This window comes from Streptomyces sp. HSS9-12, from assembly GCF_054963655.1.
Genome location: NZ_JBUEGC010000047.1, coordinates 16,345 through 32,505, shown reverse-complemented (window position 1 = coordinate 32,505; position 16,161 = coordinate 16,345). Strand labels below are relative to the sequence as shown.

At 72.0% G+C, this 16,161-nt stretch carries 10 protein-coding genes, 1 tRNA gene, 2 pseudogenes and 1 riboswitch; of the genes and pseudogenes, 8 read left to right on the top strand and 5 right to left on the bottom strand.

Annotation, left to right across the window (positions count from 1 at the left end; translation table 11 throughout):
- Positions 1 to 68: 68 nt before the first annotated feature.
- The 4 genes and pseudogenes from ACY34J_RS22625 to ACY34J_RS22610 form a co-directional block, all read left to right on the top strand.
- Positions 69 to 346 (top strand): annotated as a pseudogene (locus tag ACY34J_RS22625) (fluoride efflux transporter FluC); the annotation flags it as partial.
- A 224-nt stretch (positions 347 to 570) separates the two neighbouring features.
- Positions 571 to 1,020 carry a hypothetical protein gene (locus tag ACY34J_RS22620; RefSeq protein WP_462728444.1) on the top strand — a complete coding sequence of 150 codons (450 nt, stop codon included), beginning with the start codon at positions 571 to 573 and terminating at the stop codon, positions 1,018 to 1,020.
- Positions 1,021 to 1,233: 213 nt separating this feature from the next.
- Entirely contained in the window at positions 1,234 to 3,318 is a 2,085-nt protein-coding gene (locus tag ACY34J_RS22615; protein ID WP_462728443.1) for a DEAD/DEAH box helicase, read from the top strand.
- Positions 3,319 to 3,713: 395 nt separating this feature from the next.
- Positions 3,714 to 3,786: transfer RNA gene (locus tag ACY34J_RS22610), tRNA-Lys, on the top strand.
- A 111-nt stretch (positions 3,787 to 3,897) separates the two neighbouring features.
- On the opposite strand, the gene ACY34J_RS22605 is transcribed toward ACY34J_RS22610, so the two are convergent.
- The gene (locus ACY34J_RS22605) at positions 3,898 to 4,026 is read right to left on the bottom strand and encodes a hypothetical protein (protein ID WP_462728442.1); all 129 of its coding nucleotides are present in this window, start codon (positions 4,024 to 4,026) and stop codon (positions 3,898 to 3,900) included.
- A gap of 638 nt (positions 4,027 to 4,664) precedes the next feature.
- Between ACY34J_RS22605 and ACY34J_RS22600 the strand changes: the two genes are divergently transcribed.
- Entirely contained in the window at positions 4,665 to 7,394 is a 2,730-nt protein-coding gene (locus ACY34J_RS22600) for a SpoIIE family protein phosphatase (RefSeq protein ID WP_462728441.1), read from the top strand.
- A 1,188-nt stretch (positions 7,395 to 8,582) separates the two neighbouring features.
- Here ACY34J_RS22600 and ACY34J_RS22595 read toward each other — a convergent pair.
- A complete protein-coding gene (locus ACY34J_RS22595; RefSeq protein WP_462728440.1) occupies positions 8,583 to 8,813 on the bottom strand; it encodes a hypothetical protein in 231 nt (76 codons plus the stop codon).
- Positions 8,814 to 9,073: 260 nt separating this feature from the next.
- Positions 9,074 to 10,438 carry a hypothetical protein gene (locus ACY34J_RS22590; RefSeq protein WP_462728439.1) on the bottom strand — a complete coding sequence of 455 codons (1,365 nt, stop codon included), beginning with the start codon at positions 10,436 to 10,438 and terminating at the stop codon, positions 9,074 to 9,076.
- Positions 10,439 to 10,704: 266 nt separating this feature from the next.
- Between ACY34J_RS22590 and ACY34J_RS22585 the strand changes: the two genes are divergently transcribed.
- The 3 genes and pseudogenes from ACY34J_RS22585 to ACY34J_RS22575 all read left to right on the top strand — a co-directional run.
- Positions 10,705 to 11,883: a PP2C family protein-serine/threonine phosphatase gene (locus ACY34J_RS22585; RefSeq protein WP_462728438.1), complete on the top strand. Its 1,179-nt coding sequence runs from the start codon at positions 10,705 to 10,707 to the stop codon at positions 11,881 to 11,883.
- Positions 11,884 to 12,149: 266 nt separating this feature from the next.
- Positions 12,150 to 12,287: riboswitch (cyclic di-AMP (ydaO/yuaA leader) on the top strand.
- 12 nt (positions 12,288 to 12,299) lie between these two features.
- The gene (locus ACY34J_RS22580) at positions 12,300 to 13,340 is read left to right on the top strand and encodes a M23 family metallopeptidase (protein WP_462728437.1); all 1,041 of its coding nucleotides are present in this window, start codon (positions 12,300 to 12,302) and stop codon (positions 13,338 to 13,340) included.
- Between the two features lie 75 nt (positions 13,341 to 13,415).
- Positions 13,416 to 13,634 (top strand): annotated as a pseudogene (locus ACY34J_RS22575) (aldo/keto reductase); the annotation flags it as partial.
- A 63-nt stretch (positions 13,635 to 13,697) separates the two neighbouring features.
- On the opposite strand, the gene ACY34J_RS22570 reads toward ACY34J_RS22575, so the two are convergent.
- Both ACY34J_RS22570 and trmB read right to left on the bottom strand, forming a co-directional pair.
- Positions 13,698 to 15,152: a PrsW family intramembrane metalloprotease gene (locus ACY34J_RS22570; RefSeq protein WP_462728436.1), complete on the bottom strand. Its 1,455-nt coding sequence runs from the start codon at positions 15,150 to 15,152 to the stop codon at positions 13,698 to 13,700.
- A 135-nt stretch (positions 15,153 to 15,287) separates the two neighbouring features.
- Entirely contained in the window at positions 15,288 to 16,049 is a 762-nt protein-coding gene (gene trmB / locus ACY34J_RS22565; protein ID WP_462728461.1) for a tRNA (guanosine(46)-N7)-methyltransferase TrmB, read from the bottom strand.
- Positions 16,050 to 16,161: the final 112 nt, after the last annotated feature.

Below are 16,161 nucleotides of genomic sequence, written 5' to 3'. Positions count from 1 at the left end.
CGATCCGGATGTCGATCCGCACATCGGCTCGCAGCGGGGCCGAGACCGCGGGTCAGGGGATCTGGCGTGTCCTCGGCGCCGTCGCGGCCGGCGGAGTGATCGGGGGCGAGCGCCCGGTACGCCGTGTCGCTGACCTGGCCGGCTCGGCGCCGCCCGAACTCCGGCTGCTGCCGGGGACGGGGCTGTGCGGGGCGCTGACCACGTACTCGACGTTCTCCTACGAGACGCTGTGGCTGGTCGAGCGCGGCCAGGGTCGCCGGCTGCCGCGAATGTGGTGGGTTCGCTGCTGGTGGGGCTCGGCGCGGTCTTCCTGGGGCAGAAGCTCGCGGAGGGCCTGCTGGGCTGAGTGGCGACGCCGCTGCCCTGCGGCCGGCGGCGGCGGATCGTGCGGGGCGCGTGTCCTGCGCGGGCCGGGCGGAGTTGAGCACAGCGGTCTGTCCCTGCCCCTGTCCCGGAGGTGCCGCCGTGCGCCCGCATCGCGCCCGTCCCGCCGCACGTTCTGCCGCACGTTCTGTCGGCCGTACCGCCACTGCCTTGCTGGTGTTCGCCGTGGCGAGCGGCTGCATGAGCGTGAGCGAACCGGAAGACCCGAAGCCGTCGCGGTCGGTCACCCACCGGGACGGCGCGGCGCAGCCGGACGGCGGGCTGGGGGTGACGAATGGCGGTCCGGGCGGCGTCGGTACGAACCCGGGTCCGCACGACGCCAAGGACCGGGAAGAGAAGAAGAAGGGGAGAACGGACGGGGAGCAGGACACGGCGAGTACGAGCGCGCGCCCGTCGGCGTCCCCGTCGCGGCACGGTCAGCAGCCGTCCCCCGCGGCGCCCCGGCCGTCGGGTTCCCGGCCGACTGCCGCTCCGTCCGGCAATACGCCGCAGCCGCAGCCCAGCCCGTCGTCACCCCAGCCGGAGCCCTCGCCGGACAATCCCAGCACGACCGCGCCGCCCACCTCGCCCAGCTCCTCCGACACGGCGGCGCAGCAGCAGCCGCAGGTGACAGCGCAGGCCGGGCCGGTGTCGTAGCCCGGGGGCGAGGGGGCCGTGAGACGGATTTGCCAGTCGGGGGTCGGGGTGCGTATGGTGGCAGATCGTTTGATCCCATTTGCCCGGCGCCTGGACCTGAGCGCGCCGCGTGGCGCGTTCCTTCCCTTGCCGTGGCTGACCGCATAGAGGCGGTCGTATGCGAATCACGGAGTTTGGGCACGTGCCGAGAACTCCGGAAGGTTCGCATTTCGCATGTCTTTTTCTGCCACTGACCACGCCGTCATGCCCGAGATCGGCGAGGATCTGGCCGACGCGGCCCCCGAGGCTCCGCAGATCACCTTCGCCGACCTGGGCCTGCCCGAGCAGGTGGTGCGCAAGCTGTCCCAGAACGGCGTCACCACGCCGTTCCCGATCCAGGCCGCGACCATCCCGGACGCCCTGGCCGGCAAGGACATCCTCGGCCGCGGCCGTACCGGCTCCGGCAAGACCCTCTCCTTCGGTCTGCCGCTGCTGACCACGCTGGCCGGCGGCTACACCGAGAAGAAGCGCCCGCGCGGCCTGATCCTCACCCCGACCCGCGAGCTGGCGATGCAGGTCTCCGACGCGCTCCAGCCGTACGGTGACGTGCTCGGCCTCAAGCTCAAGGTCGTCTGCGGCGGCACCTCGATGGGCAATCAGATCTACGCCCTCGAGCGCGGCGTCGACATCCTGGTCGCCACCCCGGGCCGGCTGCGTGACCTGATCGACCGCGGCGCCGCCGCGCTGGACAAGGTGCAGGTCGCCGTCCTGGACGAGGCCGACCAGATGGCCGACATGGGCTTCCTGCCCGAGGTCACCGAGATCCTTAACCTGGTCCCGGCCGGTGGCCAGCGGCTGCTGTTCTCGGCGACCCTCGAGGACGAGATCGACACGCTGGTCAAGCGTTACCTGGTGAACCCGGTCACACACGAGGTCGACCCGTCGGCGGGCGCGGTCTCGACGATGACCCACCACGTGCTCGTGGTGAAGCCGAAGGACAAGGCGCCGGTCACGGCCGCGATCGCCGCCCGCAAGGGCCGCACCATCATCTTCGTCCGCACCCAGCTGGGTGCGGACCGCGTGGCGCAGCAGCTGCGCGAGGCGGGGGTACGCGCGGACGCGCTGCACGGCGGCATGACGCAGGGCGCTCGTACCCGCACGCTCGCCGACTTCAAGGACGGGTACGTCAACGTCCTCGTCGCAACCGACGTCGCCGCGCGCGGCATTCACGTCGACGGCATCGATCTGGTGCTGAACGTGGACCCGGCCGGTGACCACAAGGACTACCTGCACCGTTCCGGCCGTACGGCGCGCGCGGGCCGCAGCGGCACGGTCGTCTCGCTGGCGCTGCCGCACCAGCGCCGGCAGATCTTCCGGCTGATGGAGGACGCGGGCGTCGACGCTTCGCGCCACATCGTCGGTGGGGGTGGCGCCTTCGACGAGGACGTGGCCCGGATCACCGGTGCGCGCTCGCTCACCGAGGTCCAGGCCGAGTCGGCCGGCAATGCGGCCAAGCAGGCCGAGCGCGAGGTGCGGGATCTGACGCGTGAGCTGGAGAAGGCCCAGCGGCGGGCCGCCGAGCTGCGCGAGGAGGCGGACCGGCTGCTGGCGATCGTGGCGCGTGAGCGCGGCGAGGACCCGGCGGCTGTGCTGGCCGAGGCGGTGGCCGAGGAGGCCGCGGCGGCCGTGACCATCCCGGCGCAGCCTGCGGCTGTCGACGCGCCGACGGAGGCGGTCACCGTGGCTGAGCCGGTCGCTGAGGCGCCGCGCCGGGCGTCGTACGAGCGCCGTGACGACCGCCGGGGTGAGCGGGACGGTTTCGAGCGCCGGGACCGCAAGGAGAGCGAGCGTCGGGACAACGACCGGGGCGACCGCGGCGGTTACGAGCGCCGTGACCGTCGCGACGACCGGCCGTTCCAGCGTGACCGCCGCGATGACCGCGGTGGCTTCGGCCGTGACCGTCGTGACGACCGGGGTGGTTACGAGCGCCGTGACCGCGGTGCCCGTCCGTACGACCGCCGGGACGACCGCGCTGGCTACGGCCGTGACCGTCGTGACGACCGGGGCGGGTACGAGCGCCGTGACCGCCGTGACGAGCGCCCGTTCAACCGCGACCGCCGCGAGAACGAGCGCGGTGGGTTCGGCGGCGGCCGCTCGTTCGAGCGCCGCGACCACAACCACCGTGGCGGCGACCGCCCGTTCAACCGTGACCGCCGCGACGACCGGCCGGGCCGCCGCGACGACCACCGCGGCAGCACCACGGGCGGCCGCTCCTTCGACCGCCGCGCCGACAAGCCCCGCTGGAAGCGCAACGGCTGACCGCAGCAGCTGATCCGGCGCGAGCCCGGACGATGTGACACATCGTCCGGGCTCGCGCCTTGTTGACCCGCTCCCTGCGCCGTCATGGTGATCTGTGACCGACGACGACGGATGTACGGACCTGGTCGCTCGGAATACTTGAGCCGAAGCATCTGTCTCGTCACGCATTGAACGACCGGGAACCGGCGGCGGAGAAGAAGATCCGTTCAGGATGGACCGGCTACACGAAGATCGTGGGGCCGAGGATCCGCATGGGGACGGCTTCGGCGACGGCACCTGGCCCACCAGCGGATCCGTATATGGGGGTGGCACCTGGCCGCTCCGGTGGGCGATCGGCCCCGCCAAGGGGAATACCTTCGGGGACCGGCGGGTGAGCGGGCTATGCTGCGGGGTGCGGGCCGTTAGCTCAATTGGCAGAGCAGTGGACTTTTAATCCATTGGTTGTGGGTTCGAGTCCCACACGGCCTACCGACGAGGCCCAGGTCAGGCGATGTCTGACCTGGGCCTGACTCGTTTTTCGAGGGTCTGAAGATCGTCAGCTCGGCCGATGCCCGGCCGCAATCGATCTGTGTGGGGCGCTCAGTCCTCGTCGGTGGGGATGATGAAGCCGCGCAGTGGGCGCTCCCGCCCGTTCTCCTGCTCGGCTTCCTGGCAGGCCCGGATGGCGGCGACGACGTCCTCGTACCGCGGGTCTGTCCACGAGTCCATGGCTACCTCCCGGTGGGTGGCCCCACCGTAGCGGTCGGCGCCGTCTACCGGCCGGGGTTCTGCGGGCCGGGGCCGGGCTGCCGGTTGGGTCCGATCGGGCCGCAGCCTCCGGGCGGGGTGGCACATCGGAGGCCGGCAGGGTGCGTGTCTGCGGCTGGGTGCGGGCCAGGGTGGCGGGGTCCGACCCGGTAGATACGGACCGTCAGCCCTGGGCGCCCGCCGTCTCGTTGGCTGGTCGTCACGCATTCAAGATCCGGGCGGTCCCTGCTCGCCGGGCTCGCCGCGGGCCCTTGCTCGCCGCGCTCGCCTTGCGGTCCGGGCGGGCCCGACGGTCCGGGCACCGTCGAATTCTGGCCGTGCGCCTGCCGCGGCGGTCCTGTCGGGATGCGCCACCGTACCCGCTTCTGACGTGCGGACTCGCCCGCTCCGTCGGCTCGCGCCGCCCCACTCCCGCTCTACGTCCGCAGCACAGCACTGTCAGGGTGAGGCCGGCGCGTACGGAAGCCGCCCGCCGATGGCGGCCGGCCGACCGCGCCGGCCGGCCTCGCGGTGGACCTGGCAGCTCGTACGCCCGGTAGGCGCGGGGCAGCGGGCGGTGAGGTCGCTCCTGCCAGGCGGGCAGTGCTAGTAATGGGAATATGGTCGGACTTCGCGGCCGATCCAGGGCCCCGTCGGACCGCACAACTCTGCGCTCGGAGCTGAGCGCGCGCAGCCTCGCCGGCCAGGTGTTCATCCTGCAGGTGGCGGTCGTGGTACTGCTCATCGTCGCCGCGGTGGTCTCGCTCGTACTGCAGTCGCAGAGCGACAGCCAGCGGGAAGCCCGTAACCGGTCGATCGCCGTCGCACAGAGCTTCGCGCACGCCCCGGGAGTGCCGGAGGCGCTGAGTTCCGACAACCCGACCGCGCTGCTGCAGCCGGCCACCCAAGGGGTCCGGGACAGGTCGGGCGTCGACTTCCTGGTAGTGATGACCAGGGGCGGAATCCTCTACACCTATCCCGAACGGGACCGGATCGGAAAACCCTTCGTCGGGACGATCAAGCCGGCGGCCTCCGGGCGTGTCGTCACGGAGACCGTCGAGGGGGCGACCGGTCCCGTCATTCAGGCCATCGTCCCGGTCACCGATGCCAAGGGCTCGGTCATCGGCCTGGTCTCCTCAGGATTCCGGGTCGAGCATGTGAGCGGCCTGGTCGACCGTCAGCTGCCGCTCGTCTTCGGCGCCGCCGCCGTCGCGCTCGCACTGGCCACGGCCGGAACGGCGCTGGTGAGCAGGCGGCTCGAGCGCCAGACGCACGGTCTGGGCCCCGCCGAGATGACCCGTATGTACGAGCACCACGACGCGGTTCTGCACTCGGTCCGCGAAGGGGTGCTGATCGTCGACGGCGAGGGTCGCCTCGTACTCGCCAACGACGAGGCGAGCCGGCTGCTGGACCTGCCCCCGGACGCGGAAGGACGCGACGTCACAGAGCTGGGCCTGGACCCGCGTACCGCCGAGCTGCTGTCCTCCGGGCGCGTCGCCACGGACGAGGTGCACCTGGCCGGGGAGCGGCTGCTGGCCGTGAACCAGCGGTCCACGCACTGGGACGGCGGGCCTGCGGGCAGCGTCGCGACGCTCCGGGACACCACCGAACTGCGGGCGCTGTCGGGCAAGGCGGAGCTGGCGGAGAAGCGCCTGAGGCTGCTGTACGACGCGGGCGCCAAGATCGGCACCACCCTCGATGTGGTGCGGACCGCCGAGGAGCTGACCCAGTTCGCGGTTCCGCGCTTCGCCGACTTCGCCACCGTCGATCTCGTGGAACAGGTGTTCCGCGGTGACGAGCCCGTGGGTATGACCATGCGTCGAACGGCCATCGCCGGCATCCGGGATGACCACCCCCTCTGGCAGATCGGCCGCCAGATCACCTACCCCCCGGTCGCGCCGCCGGCGGTCGGCTTCGCCACCGGGAAGGCCGTGCTGGAGGCGGATCTGCGGGCCTTCGCCGGGTGGCAGGAGATGGATCCGGAACACGCCAGGGCGATGGCGGGCTACGGCCTCCACTCGATGATCACCGTCCCGCTGCGGGCGCGGGGCGTCACCCTCGGCATGGCCACCTTCTGGCGCTCGGAGAAGCCCGAGCCGTTCGAGCAGGAGGACGTGGCCCTCGCCGAGGAGCTGGTCGCACGCGCCGCGGTGGCCATCGACAACGCCCGCCGCTACACGCGTGAGCACGCCCTGGCGGTGACGTTGCAGCAGAGCCTGCTGCCACGGGGGCTGCCCGAGCAGGACGCGGTCGACGTGGCGTACCGCTATCGGCCCGCCCAGGCCGGGGTGGGTGGCGACTGGTTCGATGTCATCGCGCTGCCGGGTGCCCGGGTCGCCCTGGTCGTGGGCGACGTCGTCGGCCACGGCCTGCACGCCGCCGCCACGATGGGACGGCTGCGGACCGCAGTCCACAACTTCTCCACCCTCGACCTGCCACCCGACGAACTCATCGGGCACCTCGACGATCTGGTCGCGCGCACCGACTACGAGCAGGCGGCCGAGGACGAAGCCGTGGGGATCACCGGAGCCACCTGCCTGTACGCCATCTACGACCCAGCCTCGGGGCGCTGCTGCATGGCCCGGGCCGGCCATGTCGGACCTGCCGTCGTCCACCCCGACGGTTCCGTGGAATTCCCCGACGTGCCGCTCTCCCCGCCCCTTGGCCTCGGCGGAGAGCCGTTCGAGACGACCGAGCTGAAGCTGCCCGAGGGAAGCCGGCTGGTCCTGTACACCGACGGGCTTGTCGAGGACGCCGACCGGGACGTCGACGCCGGTGTCGACCTCCTGCGCCGCGTCCTGGCCGGGCACCCCGACCGGGATCCGGAGGAGACCTGCCAGGCCGTCTTCGACAGCATGGTGTCCCCGAACCCGAACGACGACATCGCCCTGCTCGTGGCCCGCACCCACGTACTGGACCCCGGGGAGGTCGCCGACTGGGAGGTGCCCGCCGACCCGGCGGCGGTATCCCGGGTCCGCGCTCAGGTCGCCCGTCAGCTGGACGAGTGGGGGCTGGAGGAGGTCGGCTTCACCACCGAGCTGGTCCTCAGCGAGCTGGTCACCAACGCGATCCGCTACGGATCCGAGCCCATCCGGGTACGGCTTCTGCGCAATCGCAGCCTGGTCTGCGAGGTGGCGGACGGCAGCAGCACCTCGCCCCATCTGCGCCGGGCGGCCACGACGGACGAGGGCGGCCGCGGGCTGTTCCTCGTAGCCCAGTTCGCCGAACGGTGGGGGACGAGGTACACGGGCAACGGCAAGGTCATCTGGGCGGAGGTGCCGCTGCCCGACGGCGAGGGCGAGACGGACCTGGGACAGCTGCTGGAGGGCTTCAGCGACGCGCAGCGGTGAGTTGCCTCCCGGCCGGGGCTTCCAACCCCGGCCGGGAGGCTGTTGCCTCACCGGCCGATGGCGGTGTTCTGTTCCCGGCAGCGGGGGCAAAGGCAGGGCGGAAAGGCCATGGTGGACGACTCGACGTGGGTCTTTTCGCCCACCATGACGCGTACTTCGCCGTGTTCGGCCGTCACGGTTGCCGTCTCTTGCCGCCGTATAGACGCGGATGGTCATGCGGGCCGCCCTGGGCTCTCGGGCACTTGGGCGCTCACCGGCCCGTGAGGGACTGATCGAGACACGCGCCCGCGCGGGAACCCGGGTGCGCCCGAGCCCTCGCGTGCACCACATGCCTGCGGACCGGTATCGGACCAAGCCCGGTGCCAAGTCCACGCCGTTTACTCGGGATCAGGGGATTGGCTGGTCGGAATACCGGCTGGACAAGCGGTTTGAGAAGGTGGAGGCCGACGAGCAGCTGGCCGCGCGCTGTTTGAGTGGGGCGAACCCGGCGAACGCTCCTCGCGCGGCACTTCGTGTTCTACGACAACGACAGCCCGACGCAGATGAGCACCAGCTACGTCCGCTGGTCCGACGTGGCGGGCACCCCGGTGACCGACCCGATCCACGAGCTGTGGCCGGGCGGAACCCGCGCTCAGATGGCCAGCCTCGGCATCCGCGTGACTCGGATCACCGAGTCGTTCACCGCCGCCATGCCCACGCAGACCAAGCTGCGACTCACCGCCTCGGGCTGGGGTGCCGGTGCTGCGCTACATCCGGCGGCACATCGCGGACACCGGCCGGGTCGTCGAGGTCGCGCACCCGATTGTGCGTCGCGGTGACACGACGGTCGTGGATTTCGTCATCGACCTGGACGACTGAGGTCCAGGGTAGAGGTCGATGCCGGGCGCCGCGCCGGGCGGTCGTGCTGCCAGCCGGCGACCTGCTGGGGTACGGGTGGGGCGACCGCGGAGAGTGGCACCCACGTGACACGGCGGAGAGGGCCCCGGTTGCCGACGACGGGGCAGGTCACCGGCCTGCTCGGGTTCGTGCGATGGACACCGCACTGGTCACCGGCCTGCTCGGGTTCGTGCGATGGACACCGCACTGGTCACCGGCCTGCTCGGGTTCGTGCGATGGACACCGCACTGGTCACCGGCCTGCTCGACAGCCGCCGACGCCGAGTCGGGCGCAGATCGAGCGGAGGGCTCCTCAGCCCGCTGCCGGCCACTCCTCGGGGCGGTCGACCCAGTGGACCTGTTCCGGATCATCCAGGTCGATGTCCGGGAAGACCTCGCGGACGCGGGGTTCGAACTCATCCCGGGAAAGCGGCTCCCAGCCGATGCCCCGCAGGCGCACGAGGCGGTACCGGCTGTCGGTGCCGAACGAGGCCACCACGACCAGGTAGTCGTCCCGGTCAGGTGTGCTCGCGATGTGCTCCATATCTCAAGGGTGCACCTGCACGGTCCCGACCGCTGAGACAAGGCCGTGATCCGGCGCGTCGCTGCGCCTGTCGTCGCAGGCAGTGGTGCATATGCAGGAGAAGGCGTCGTTCCAGGGGGAGACGGCGACCGACGCCACGTACGAATCCGGCGCGCCCGCTACTCGACGGGTGGTGCGGGACCCGCCGCGCCGGGCACTCCGGTCGGCGACCGGTTGCCTGGCGGCTTCCTGGCGTCAGAACTCCGGGAAGCCGCCAGGGCTCAGAAGCCGCCGCCTCCGAAGTCGCCCCCTCCGAAGTCGCCGCCCCCGAAGTCACCCGGGCTGAAGTCCGACCCGGTGTAGTCGCCGCCCTCAGGGCCGCCGCCGAAGTCGCCGAAGCCTCCGGCGTCGTCGTACCCGTAACCGTAGGAAGGCGTGCTGAGCATGCTGCCCAGCAGCGTGCCCACCAGCAGGCCCGGCAGCACACCGCCGCCGAAGTAGCCGCCTGCCCAGGGCGCGTACACCGGCCCGGCCTCCCAGTACGGCCGCCGCCCGGACGGCGTCTCGACCGTACGGCCCATCGGCTCCTCGCCGTCGGCCAGCCGCGCGGCGTCCGCCGCGCACACCGGCACGGTGCGCTCCGCGCCCCCGGCCGGCGCCCACTGCACGTCCTGGACAGACGGCCCGTGGCGCGGGTCGAAGAAGCACGGCAGGCGCCGCTCCGGCAGCGGGGCGCCGGAGCGGCGCGCCTCCAGAGCGGCGAGCCAGAAGCGTCCGTCCGCCAGGGCCTGGGTGACAGCCTGTACGTCCGCCGGCCGGCGGGCGGCGTCCATCGCGGCCTTGGCCTTGTCGTAGGCGTCCAGGGCGCGGGTGTAGTCCTGGCGCATCGCCTCATCGGTGGACGGAGCGGATGGATCGAATCCGATGCGGTCCAACTCCTCACCGAAGGCGGTGATGTCCTCGTCCACCACCGGGCGCAGCGTCTGCAACCTGGCCTGCTCGTACTCCTCGCGCCGCTTGTTTCCGCGGCGGGCGACGAGCATGACCCCGCCACAGGCGACGGCGGCGAGCACCAGGAGGGCGACGACCGCGCCGACACCGCTGGTGCCGCCGGCGCCACCGCCGTCCGCGGAGCCGTCGCTCCAGGAGGCGGGCGCATGGCCGCGTGCCTGCTGTACGGCCTGGTCGACGAAGTCGTTCAGCAGCACCTTGGTATTGCCGCCCGCCGACCGCTCGACGGCCCCGGTGAGGTTGGAGACCGCGTTGTGGGACATCACGGCGGAGTCGGCGCCCGCGTCGAAGCGGTTGCCCAGCGCGACCGCGTACACACCGGCGATCCCGACCTCGGTGCGCAGATCGCGCAGCAGCGTCTGCGGGTTGAACTCGGCGGACGCGGGGAGGACGGCGACGAAGACCGGCTTGTCCGCCTTCTTGATCTTGTTGGCCAGGGCGTCGGCGTCGGCCGCGGGGAGCCGGTCCGCGGCCCGCGGGTCGACGTACACCGGGCCGTGCCGCAGCGCCGCCGCGGCGCGGTCGAGACCGTCGGCCGCCGACGCGCTGGGTGCCATCCCGACAACCAGGACCAGGACCGCGGCCAAGACGGCGAGCAGAGGTCCGAGTAGGCGGTGACGCCTCGCACTCTTCATGTCTACGACGCTACCCGAAAGCCCAATTTCCGCGCTTTTCGCCGCATGACGGAGCCCCCGGACGCCTCCCCAAGAAATCCGCAGCCGCACCCTCGTACCGGACCGACACCCACTTGGCGCACGTAGATTCGCCGCCCGCGCCGACAGCCGCCAGCCTGGGACGGCGCGGTTCCTTCCGCTGCCGCGCACGGCGCGTACGGCAGGTAAACGGCAGGAGACCACAGGTGGGGATGCGAGAAGCAGCACGGAGGCGTGCAGGTCGCCGCATGGGCGGGGCGGGTCGGTGTCTTCGTGGCAGTCTCAGCGGCCGCCTCGTACGCTGGCTCCCCGCCGCCCTCATCCTCGGCGGCTTCGTCTTCGACCTCTGTACCCCGCCCGGCTTCACCGGCTCGCCGTTCTTCTCCGCGGCCCCTCTGGTCGGCGCCCCGTTCTTCTCGGTGCGCGCCATCGTCGCCACCGGGCTCGCCGCCGCGGCCGTCGTGCTGGGTCTGCGTCTGAGCGAGCACAGCGCCGGCACGATGGAGTCGGTCACCGAGGTGGCCACCATCCTGACGGTGGTCGTGCTCGCGCTGTTCATCAACCGCGTGGTGCGCCGTAGCGGCCGGCAGCTCGCCTCGGCGCGCGGGATCGCAGAGGCGGCGCAGCGGGCCGTACTGCCGATGCCCGACGAGCGCATCGGCGGCCTGCGGATCGCGGCGCGCTATGTGGCGGCTCATGCGGACGCCCGGATCGGCGGCGATCTCTACGCGGTGCACGACACCCCGTACGGCGTGCGGCTGGTTGTGGGCGATGTGCGGGGCAAGGGGCTGGGGGCGGTGGAGATGGTGACGATCGCCCTTGGCGCCTTCCGGGAGGCCGCCGAGCACGAGCCGACCCTGGAGGCCGTCGCCGTACGGCTGGAACACGCGCTGCAGCGGGAGGCTGCGCGGCGGGACGGGCACGACCGGTTCGAGGGCTTTACCACGGCCGTGCTCGCCGAGGTGCCGGTCGGCGCGCCCACACTGTGGCTGCTCAACCGCGGCCACCCCGCGCCACTGCTGCTGCTCCCGGACGGCACTGTGCGCGACACCGGGCCGGGAATGCCCGCGCTGCCGCTGGGGATGGGGGAGTTGGGCGAGGAGAAGGACCGGGTGGAGGAGTTCCCCTTTCCGGACGGCGCCACGCTGCTGCTGTACACGGACGGGGTGTCCGAGGCCCGGGACGAGGACGGCGAGTTCTACGACGTGCAGGAGAGGCTGCGGGGCCGGCAGTTTCCCGGCCCCGACGCCCTGCTCGACGCGATCGTCGAGGACGTGGCGCGGCATACGGGCGGGGCGGCCGCGGACGACATGGCGTTGCTGGCGGTCAGCCGGCCGGGGGAGCGGCAGCCGGTGCGCCGCCGGACGGTGGGGCTGACGCGCGGTTCGTCGGGGGACCGGCCCGTCGGCTCGTCTCACGGTGCGTGATCGACTGGCGCCGCTCCGGATAACGACTGACCAACAATCAGCGGTGACTGGTTTTCCACTGGACGATCAAGTCGCCCGGAAAGCGCCACTCTTGTCCATTTAAGTCCTGGCCGGAACGCGTAGGGATTACGGGAACAGCTTGGAATTCGGCACCCGGGTCTATTAACGTTCGATAACGCAGCGCGGTCGTCACAGCCGCCACAAGAGGCGGCGCCGTGCGCAATCGCCGAATCCCGCACGAGCACCACCCAAGACAAGATCCAGAAACAGCAGTAACACCAGCACCAAGGGAACCGGGGAACCACCACCCAGGGGTGAATCGGGCGCCTCCCGCGGAGGGGCCCGTAGGAGACCTTCCTGCTCCGAACCCGTCAGCTAACCCGGTAGGCGAGAAGGAAGGAAAGGAGTGCGCCCGCGTGGCGTCCAAGCCCCCTGCCCCCGAGCCCTGGTTCGACGAACCCGCTGACTACGGCTTCAGCGACGACCCGGCCCCCGGCGAGTGGAACCCGACCGCCGAAAGCCTTGCCCCGGTGCGCGGCAGGCACCGCGTCGCCAAGCAGCGCGGGGGAGGCATGGCCCGCAGCGGCGCCGTCCTCGGTGTCGGCATGATCGCCGCGGTCGGCGCGGGCGGCATGGCCTCGGCCAAGGAACGGCCTCCGCTTCCCATCTCCATGCCGGACCTCTCGCACGTCGCGGACGAGTTCCCGGACGCGGGCCAGTTGCCCGGCATCGGACAGCTGATGCCGGACTCCTCGGACAACACCGCGGCCGCCCCGCTCACCCAGGCCGGCCTCACCACCGACGAAGCGGCGGACGGCACCGGCGCCGGCGAGGCGCTGCGGGCCCGCATCATGCGCCAGGCCGAGCAGCAGGAGACCGCCGCCGATGAGGCTCAGCGCGAAGCCGCCGAGGAGGCGGCGGCCAAGCAGGCCGCAGCGCAGGCCGCGCAGCGCAAGGAGGAGGCAGACGCCGCGCGGAAGGCGGCCGAGGCAGAGGCACGGCGGAAGGCGGCGGAGGAGGCCCGGCGCAAGGCCGAGGCCGAGCGGCTGGCCAAGCTGGCCGCCAGCTACACCCTGCCGACGTCCTCGTACACGCTCACGGCCGGCTTCGGCCAGGCGGGCGACCTGTGGTCCGCCGACCACACCGGACAGGACTTCGCGGCGCCGACCGGCACCCCGGTGAAGGCGGTGCACGGCGGCACCATCACCGAGGCCGGATGGGCCGGCTCGTACGGCTACCGGATCGTGCTCAAGCTCAGCGACGGCACCGAGATCTGGTACTGCCATCTGTCGTCGATCGTGCAGTCGTCCGGCCAGGTGTCGACGGGCGAGGTCATCGGCCGCGTCGGCGCCACCGGCAATGTCACCGGCCCGCACCTCCACCTCGAGGTACGGCCGGGTGGCGGCTCCCCGATAGACCCGATGCCCTGGCTGCGTCAGCACGGTCTGAACCCCTGACGGTCATGGCCCTTCGGCCCCCGGTGATGCTGGAACAGCCGGTGTCACCGGGGTGTTGATGTCACATATGGCTGACAGCGCGGGCGGCGGGTGCTCGCGGCCCTCGACGAGATCGCGCGGGCGCACGGGGTGGAGGCCGCGACGGTGGCCCTGGCCTGGCTGGCGGCGCAGCCGACGGTGGCGGCGCCCATCGCCAGCGCGCGGACCGTCGAACAACTCCCGGCGCTGCTGGCCCTGGCCGACCTCCGCCTCACGGAGGCGGAACTGAACACCTTGACGACGGCCTCGGCCTGACCGATCCCGGTTCAGGGCTCCGCCCAATTTCCGGGGCCTGGGGCGGAAGCCCGGCCGCAGGCGTCAGCTGCCGGGCGCGCCGTACCGTCCGTAGGGGGACTGAGGGTGGTACGGCCCGGGGCCGACTCCTGGCGGCGGGGCCGAGTACGGGCCGGAAGTGTGGGGCCCTGGGGCCGGGTACGGGCCCGGTCCTTGCCCGGTCGTCGGCCAGGGCCCGTACCCGGAGGGCGCTCCGTACAGAGACCCCGGCGGCATCCCGTACGGCACCCCCTGCGGCCCCCACGGCCGGACCGTCACCGCCGCCGCCTGCACCAGCGCCGGCTGCGCCACGTCCTTCCGCTGCCACAAGTGGTGCAGCAACTCCTGCTCCCGGGCGGCGAAGTCCGCCCCGGCCGCCCCCCGGTGCGCCCGCTGCCGCAGAAAGGCCAGGGCCGTGGCGAACCCCACGTACTCGGCCACCGCACGGGCCGCCGCCGGCCCGTGGGCGCGGCGCGCGACACTGCGGGCCAGCGCCCGGGCCTTCATCGAGGACAGTGCGTACGTCTCCGGCGGCGCCAGCCAGCCCGCTGCCACATACGCGGGAAGCTGGCCGCGTACGGTCTTCAGCTCGTTGCCCCGGGACCAGATCACCAGCCAGGTCAGCAGGCCGAAGACCGGGACCATGAACATGCCGTAGACGGCGAGGAAGCCCAGTCCGCCGAGCGTGGCGGAACCGTTCCAGACGGCGTGCAGCACCATCGCCGTCAGCAGCCCGGCGAGCGGCGCGAGGATGCGGCGGGCGCGCTGGCGCGTCGCGGCCAGGGCCGCGACGCCGAAGCCGATCCCTGTCAGCGCCGTGAACAGCGGGTGGGCGAACGGCGACATCACGATGCGGATGAAGAAGGTCGCGGCGGTGACCGACTGGAGGCCGAACGAGCCGACCGCCTGATCCTCGCCGAAGGCATTGCCGAGATAGAGGATGTTCTCGGTGAAGGCGAAGCCCGTGGCGGTCATTCCGGCGATGACGACGCCGTCGACGATGCCGTCGAAGTCACGGCGGCGGAAGACGAACAGCAGCAGCACAGCGGCGCCTTTCGCGCTCTCCTCCACGACAGGGGCGACGACGGCGGCGCTCCAGGTGTCGGCCTCGCTGCGGGAGAACTCTCCCACCCGGGTCGCTATCAACTCCGATGCGAACCCATTGGCGATGATCGCCACCAGCGTCGCGGCGCAGGCCCCCCAGGCGAAGGCGAACAGCAGGTTCTTCCATGGCTCGGGTTCGACGCGGTCGACCCAGCGGAAGACGCCGATGAGCAGCGGCAGGGGCAGCACGGCCAGCCCGAGCCCGACCAGAAAGCCCTCGGTACCGGTCTCCTGCCGGACGAGCGCGAGGATGACGAGACCGGAGAGCGCGAGCAGGGTACCCAGCGCGCCGACGCGCAGCACCTTGCTGTCCCACAGCGGCCGACGCGGGCGGTACCGCCACTGTGCCTGCTCGGGCACGGCGTCGAACTGCGGCTGCGCCTGGTACGTCGGCACCGGCGGATGCTGTGGAAGCGGAGACGGATGCACCTGTCGACCCTAACCAGGGGCGGGGACGCACCGGTGCGATAGCCCAGGACTCCGGCCAAGGTCACAGAGGCGCCGGGCCGTACGCCATCACGCCGGCTCGCGTCAGCGCCGTACGAACAACAGGTCGTGGACGACGTGACCCTTGTCGAGGCCCGCGCTCTCGAACTTCGTCAGCGGACGGAAGTCGGGACGCGGGGCGTAGCCGCCATCCGGCTGGGTGTTCTCCAGATCGGGGTTGGCGCTGAGCACCTCGAGCATCTGCTCGGCGTACGGCTCCCAGTCGGTCGCGCAGTGCACCAGCGCACCGGGCCGCAGCCGGGAGACGGCCAGCTCGACGAACTCCGGCTGGATCAGACGTCGCTTGTGGTGGCGCTTCTTCGGCCAGGGGTCAGGGAAGAAGACCCGCAGCCCGGCGAGGGCACCGGGCTCGATCATTTCGCGCAGCAGGATGATCGCGTCGCCGTTCGCCACCCGGATGTTGGACAGGCCGTTCCGCTCCGCGAGATTCAGCAGGTTGCCCTGGCCGGGGGTGTGCACATCGGCGGCCAGGATGCCGGTACCGGGGTCGGCGGCGGCCATCTGGGCCGTGGCCTCGCCCATGCCGAAGCCGATCTCCAGGACGACGGGCATGCTGGGGTCGCCGAACAGCTCACCGAGGTCCAGCCGGGCCTGGCCATCGATGTCCAGGCCCCACTTCGGCCACAGTCGGCGCAGTGCCTCGGCCTGTCCGACGGTCACCCGCCCGCGCCGGGGCCGGAAGCTACGGATCCGCCGCTCATGGTGCGAGCCCGCCGGGTCGGCGGCCGGCCCACCGGGGAACAGCAGCTGCTTGCCTTCCTTCGAGCCTTTCCCGGGGCTGCGCACCGACTCTTCCGCCGAGCGCGCGGGCAGACCGGACGCCCCGGCCGCGTGCCGGTCGTCACCGTCGGCGGGCAGGGGTGCGGGGAAGATACTCGGCTCAGACACAATGTCCGAT

Excerpts from the sequence above, each read along its gene's own strand:
- ACY34J_RS22585 (WP_462728438.1), top strand. The coding sequence starts at position 10,705 with ATGGGCGGGGCGGGTCGGTGTCTTCGTGGCAGTCTCAGCGGCCGCCTC.
- ACY34J_RS22595 (WP_462728440.1), bottom strand. The coding sequence starts at position 8,813 with ATGGAGCACATCGCGAGCACACCTGACCGGGACGACTACCTGGTCGTG.
- ACY34J_RS22615 (WP_462728443.1), top strand. The coding sequence starts at position 1,234 with ATGTCTTTTTCTGCCACTGACCACGCCGTCATGCCCGAGATCGGCGAG.
- ACY34J_RS22600 (WP_462728441.1), top strand. The coding sequence starts at position 4,665 with ATGGTCGGACTTCGCGGCCGATCCAGGGCCCCGTCGGACCGCACAACT.
- ACY34J_RS22605 (WP_462728442.1), bottom strand. The coding sequence starts at position 4,026 with ATGGACTCGTGGACAGACCCGCGGTACGAGGACGTCGTCGCCGCCATC.
- ACY34J_RS22590 (WP_462728439.1), bottom strand. The coding sequence starts at position 10,438 with ATGAAGAGTGCGAGGCGTCACCGCCTACTCGGACCTCTGCTCGCCGTC.